General features: G+C 72.2%; 4 protein-coding genes and 1 pseudogene. 3 read left to right on the forward strand and 2 right to left on the reverse strand.

Annotated elements, in window-relative coordinates:
* The 3 genes and pseudogenes from GWK61_RS52595 to GWK61_RS52605 form a co-directional block, all read left to right on the forward strand.
* Window positions 1-963, forward strand: a pseudogene (locus GWK61_RS52595) (hypothetical protein); the annotation flags it as partial.
* A gap of 88 nt (window positions 964-1,051) precedes the next feature.
* Window positions 1,052-1,900, forward strand: a complete 849-nt coding sequence (locus GWK61_RS52600) for a geranyl diphosphate 2-C-methyltransferase (protein WP_194921784.1) — start codon at window positions 1,052-1,054, stop codon at window positions 1,898-1,900.
* A gap of 63 nt (window positions 1,901-1,963) precedes the next feature.
* The gene (locus tag GWK61_RS52605; protein WP_194921786.1) at window positions 1,964-3,160 is read left to right on the forward strand and encodes a family 2 encapsulin nanocompartment cargo protein terpene cyclase; all 1,197 of its coding nucleotides are present in this window, start codon (window positions 1,964-1,966) and stop codon (window positions 3,158-3,160) included.
* Window positions 3,161-3,260: 100 nt separating this feature from the next.
* Here the strand turns inward: GWK61_RS52605 and GWK61_RS52610 are convergent, their stop codons facing one another.
* Together GWK61_RS52610 and GWK61_RS52615 are read right to left on the reverse strand one after the other, a co-directional pair.
* Window positions 3,261-3,815 carry a DUF6939 family protein gene (locus tag GWK61_RS52610; protein ID WP_194921788.1) on the reverse strand — a complete coding sequence of 185 codons (555 nt, stop codon included), beginning with the start codon at window positions 3,813-3,815 and terminating at the stop codon, window positions 3,261-3,263.
* 106 nt (window positions 3,816-3,921) lie between these two features.
* Window positions 3,922-5,183: PP2C family protein-serine/threonine phosphatase (locus GWK61_RS52615; protein ID WP_228564432.1), on the reverse strand; the 1,262-nt coding region annotated here is incomplete at its 5' end.

Below are 5,183 nucleotides of genomic sequence, written 5' to 3' on the forward strand. Positions count from 1 at the left end.
CTGCTGGCCGGCGGGGCGCTCGGGGGGCGGGATGAGGAACTGCTGCGGCGCGCGCCGGCGGGGTCGGCAGGCTTGGTAGACGCGGCGGGTGCAGCAGACGCCGCGGGTGCCGCGGCCGCGCGTGCGGCGGACGTGGCGGGCAGCGCGGGCAACGTAAGCGGCGCGGGCAGTCTCGGTCGCGTGGGCGGTTTCGGCGGGGTGAGTGGCGCCGGCGGTCTCGGTGGCTCTGCTCTGCGGCTCGGTGCCGCGCTCCGGGCCGACAGCGTCTCCGGCGATCCGGATGCGGCCGTGGCTGCGGGCTCGGCTGCCGCGGTACCTGAGCCTGCCGCTGCCGCACTGGCCCAGGCCCTGGACGACGCCATCGCCGAGGTCTACGACGCCTGCGACATGCCGGACGCTGCGTTGCGGTCCCGGCCCGATCCGGCGCGCGCCGGTATCGCGGACCCGGCGCTGGCTTCGGCGCTGGCCGGGCTCAGCGCCCTGCCGTCCTCGCCGTATCAGGTGGACCGGGTCCGCAGCGAGTGCGAGTCGTTGTCGGCCGCCGCACCGGCTGCCGGTGGTGCGCCGCGTCCGCCGTGGGAGTACCTGTCGCTGGGCCACGTCAACGCCTACAGCCCGGCGTTGGCTGCGCTGGACGCGGTGAACGGGTTCGAGGTGTCGCCGTCGGCGGCCGCGGATCCGGAGCTGCGGCGTGCGCAGCGGCTGGCGGCGTTGGCGGCGGCGTTGCTGCACGACATCGCCGAGCCGTCGCCGACGGGCCTCACGGCGGCGATCGCCAACACCGACGGTCTGGGCCCGGGGGCCGCCGGCCGGCGTGCCGCCGAGGTCCACGACGAGGCGATGCGGGCGTTCATGCACCACGCCTCGCAGCTGGCCGCCACGGCGGATCCGGCGACGCGCCGGTACCTGTCGGCGCTGTGGACGTGGCTCGGCGGGCACCGTACCTGGCACGCCGTTTCTTGAGCTTCTTTCCTGCTGTATCCGTCTGTATCCGTCCTTGTCCCTACGACGTAGCTGACCTCGCAGTGCCTCTACGAAGGGTGGTTCCGCCATGGGTTCGCAGTCCGCTGTCACCAGCCGCTATCAGGAGTCTGTCGCCGATTATTGGGACCGGGAGAAGAACCCGGTGAACATCCGCTTAGGCGAGGTGGACGGCATCTACCACCACCACTACGGCATCGGGGATGTCGACTGGTCGGTGCTGCAGGCCCCGGCCGACGACCGCGAGGCCCGGATCATCGCCGAGATGCACCGGTTGGAGACGGCGCAGGCCGAGTTCCTGCTGGACCAGCTGGGGCCGGTCACGGCCGAGCAGCGGCTGCTGGACGCCGGGTCGGGCCGCGGCGGCACGTCGCTGATGGCGGCGCTGCGGTTCGGGTGCCGGGTCGACGGGTTGTCGATCTCCGGCAAGCAGGTGGACTTCGCGAACAACCGCGCGGAGCAGATGGGGCTGGCCGGGCAGGTGAACTACCACCTGCGGAACATGCTGGACAATGGGTTCGCCGACGGCACGTTCCAGGCGATCTGGAACAACGAGTCCACGATGTACGTGGATCTGAACACGTTGTTCGCCGAGCATGCGCGCTCCCTGGCGCCGGGCGGCCGGTACGTCACCATCACCGGCTGCTTCAACGACGCCTACGGGGCGCTGCCGTCGCGGTCGGTGAGCCAGATCAACGCGCACTACATCTGCGACATCCACCCGCGCTCGGGGTACTTCGCGGCGATGGTCGCCAACGGGCTGGTGCCGATCAGCGTGGTCGACCTGACGGCGACCACGATCCCGTACTGGGAGCTGCGGCAGCAGTCGAACGTGACCACCGGGATCGAGGAGGCGTTCCTGACCGCGTACAAGGAGGGCAGCTTCCACTACCTGATGATCGCCGCCGACAAGGTCTGATCCGCCGGGTTCTGATCCGACAGGTCTGATCCGCCGATTCTCGAGCACGCGGGGAGTTACGCCATGACCCTGATCGCCGACACTGGGTTGGTTTCCGGCGGTGTGCTGCCGGGCCTGGCCGCGTTGACCGGGCCGCCTCCGGCGCGGCCGCCGTGGGAGGCCGGGCTGCCCGGCGTTCCCGGTGCCGAGGGCGTCTCGGAGCACTGGCACCGTGACGACGTGGATCCGGGGCCGGAGGGTCTGCTGCGCCCCTCCCAGCATCCGGAGCGGCTGGCGCCGGCGCCGATTCCGCTGCGGCCCTGGGGCGACGGTTCGCACTCCCCGCTGTACTGCCCGGCGACGGCCCGCATCGACGAGGCCCTGGCCACCGACGTCAACGATCGTTTGGTGGCCTGGGCCGAGCGGATCGGGCTGCACGCCGGGCACCTGGAGGAGTTCGCCGAGACCGGCTTCGGCCGGCTGATCACCCTCGCGCATCCGGAGTGCGACGATCCGGACCTGCTGCTGGTCTCGGCGCAGATGAACGCCGCCTGGTGGGCCTCCGACGACTACTACGCCGACGAGACCGAGCTGGGCGCCGTCGCCGAGGCGCTGCCGGGGCGCCTGGCGCTGGTGTCCTCGGCGCTGGACCCGCCGCCGCCGGCCGGGGAGTTCAGCGCGCCGCTGCGCGAGGCGGTGGTGTCCGACCCGGTGCTGGTGTCGCTGCGCTCGGCGCTGGCGCACGTCACCCGGCACGCCTCGGCGGCGCAGGTGATGCGGGTCCGGCACACCACGCACCAGATGTACGTGTCCTGGAACGCCTACAACGCCTGGCGGCACGCGGGCCTGACGCCGGAGGCGTGGCGGTACCTGGCGGCGCGCCAGCACGACAGCTTCTACACCTCGATGATCCTCATCGACATCGTCGGCGGCTACGAACTCCCACCGGAGCTGTTCGCCAACCCGCTGTTCCACCGCGCCCTGATGCAGGCCGGCACCGCCGCGGTGCTGGTGAACGACCTGGCATCGGCCGAACGCGAGGCCGGGGAGGACCCGGACTGCAACCTGGTGCTGCTGCTGGCCGCCGAACGCGACATCTCCATCGCCGAGGCCACCGAGGAAGTGGTGGCGCTGCACAACGACATCGTGCGCGGCTTCGAGGCCAGCCGCGCGGCGCTGGCGGCGCTGCCGTCGCCTGAGCTGCAGCGGTTCGTGCTCGGCGCGCGGGCGTGGCTGGGCGGGTGTCTGGAGTGGCACGACAGTTCTTCGCGGTACAAGTAGGGCGCCGGGACGTTCGGAAGAAACACGGACCTGACTGCTGAGGGGGTGTCCGGCCGGCGCGCGCCGGCCGGACACCCCCTATTGCTTTGGCCCAAGGTTGCTACGCGGTGGGCCACTTGTTCGTGACGTACAGCCGGATCAGTGCGGCGTGCGACAGGGCGCTGGTGGTGTCGGTGACGTCGCCGTTGACCGTGTAGTCCAGCAGCACGACGTCGCCTTCGCCGGCTGCGGTGCGTAGTTCGGCGACGAGGTCGGCGACGTTGTTCTCCAGCACCCAGCGGTAGGCGGGTAGGAAGATGCGGCGTCGCGCTTCCTCATACGGCAGCAGTTCCTGGCCGGTGAGTCCGGCGCGGTGGCCCAGTACGGGCCCGTACTTGCGGACGGTCCGCTTCAGCCCGGTCATCGACACCACTTCCAGTTTGCGGGTGTCGACGTCGTGGTCGGCGAACACCTTCAGTGCCTGCCAGATCCCCTCCACCGACTGTGCGACCGCACCGCCGCCCAGCGGCACCGGGATGTCGCCGTGCGGGTAGAACGGGCTCATCCGCACCCACGGCTGCGGTCCTTTCGAGGTGACGTCGATGATGCGGGCCCCGGGGTACGCCGTGGCCAGGGATGCGGCGGAGCGTCGGCGGCTGGCGATGTGGATCGGCATGCGTCCCAGCCTCGCCGAGGGCACTGACAACCAGTCCCCCGCCGCCGACTGCTTACGGCAAGATCCCGCCGCCACGACTTCGGCGCGCGCCGACGCCGCCGCGTCCCTATAGCTCCGCAGCCGGTCCCGGCACGTACGGCTTGCGCCGTACCACCAGCAGCGCGACGTCGTCGTCCAGGCGCGCGCCGGCGTGGGCGGCCAGGCCGGTGAGGATCTGGCGGGTCAGTTCGGCGGGGCTGGTGGCGGGGCGGCCGGTGAGGAAGGCGGGCAGGTCGAAGAAGCGGCCGGTGTGGTCGCGGGCTTCGGTGGTGCCGTCGGTGTACAGCAGCAGGGTGTCGCCGGGGGCGAAGCGGGCCCAGGCGGGCGCGGAGGCGCTGCCGGGCGGGGAGGCGAGGTCGAACAGGCCCAGGGGCGGGCCGGGTTCGGCCGGGGCCAGGACGGCGACGTGGCCGTCGCGCATCAGCAGCGGCGGGGGGTGGCCGCAGTTCACCACTTCCACGGTGGGCCGCTCGGGGTCGACCGACAGCAGTACGGCGGTGACGAACTCCTCGGTGCCGGCGGGGCGGCGCGCGAGCATGGCGTGCATGCGGTCGGCGACCCGGGACAGGTCGGGTTCGGTGTAGGCGGCTTCGCGGAACACGCCGAGCACGTCGGCGGCGGCTTCGACGGCGGGCAGGCCTTTGCCACGGACGTCGCCGATGAGCAGCCGGTCGCCGAAGCGGGTGGACAGCGCCTCGTACAGGTCGCCGCCGATGCGGGCCTCGGCGGCGGCGGCGCGGTAGGCGACGGCGGTGCGGACCTGCGCCAGTTCCGGCGGCACCTCCCGCAGCACGACGTGCTGGGCGGTCTCGGCGACGCTGCGCACGTTCGCCAGCATCCGCGACTGCCGACCTACTAGGCCGAGGCTGACGCAGCTGACCACGGTGACCGCGACGATCGCGCCGCAGGCGGCGACCTCGACCTCGCCGGCGACGTGCAGCGAGTACCCGTACAGCACCGCGGAGACGACGGTGGCGGTGACCGCGGCGGCGATGGTCTGGAACAGCGAGCGGGTCAGCAGCGCCGACAGCGCCGGGGCGACCGACAGGGTGGAGGAGAAGGTGACGTCTTTGGGGGTGGCGATGTCGGCCATGACGATGATGGCGATGAGCAGGTACGGCAGCAGCCGCTGTGGCCACGTGGAGTGCGAGGGGGTGACCGTCACCGGGATGGCGTCGGCCGCCGGGTCTGCGGACAGGCTGCCCGGTGCCACGGCGATGTCACGCCGGGCAGGCGGGCGGCGGAGCCAAACCATCGTCAGGTGTCCAAGGTGGGTCGGCGGCACGGCGTCGGGCGCGGGTGCCGCAGTGGGGTCGGCGGTCGGGTGGG

Origin of the sequence: Catenulispora rubra (assembly GCF_015356825.1) — a bacterium.
Taxonomy (GTDB): Bacteria; Actinomycetota; Actinomycetes; order Streptomycetales; family Catenulisporaceae; genus Catenulispora; species Catenulispora rubra.

Bases quoted from the DNA above. Each gene is read 5' to 3' on its own strand.
- GWK61_RS52600 (WP_194921784.1), top strand. From the start codon at position 1,052: ATGGGTTCGCAGTCCGCTGTCACCAGCCGCTATCAGGAGTCTGTCGCC.
- GWK61_RS52605 (WP_194921786.1), top strand. From the start codon at position 1,964: ATGACCCTGATCGCCGACACTGGGTTGGTTTCCGGCGGTGTGCTGCCG.
- GWK61_RS52610 (WP_194921788.1), bottom strand. From the start codon at position 3,815: ATGCCGATCCACATCGCCAGCCGCCGACGCTCCGCCGCATCCCTGGCC.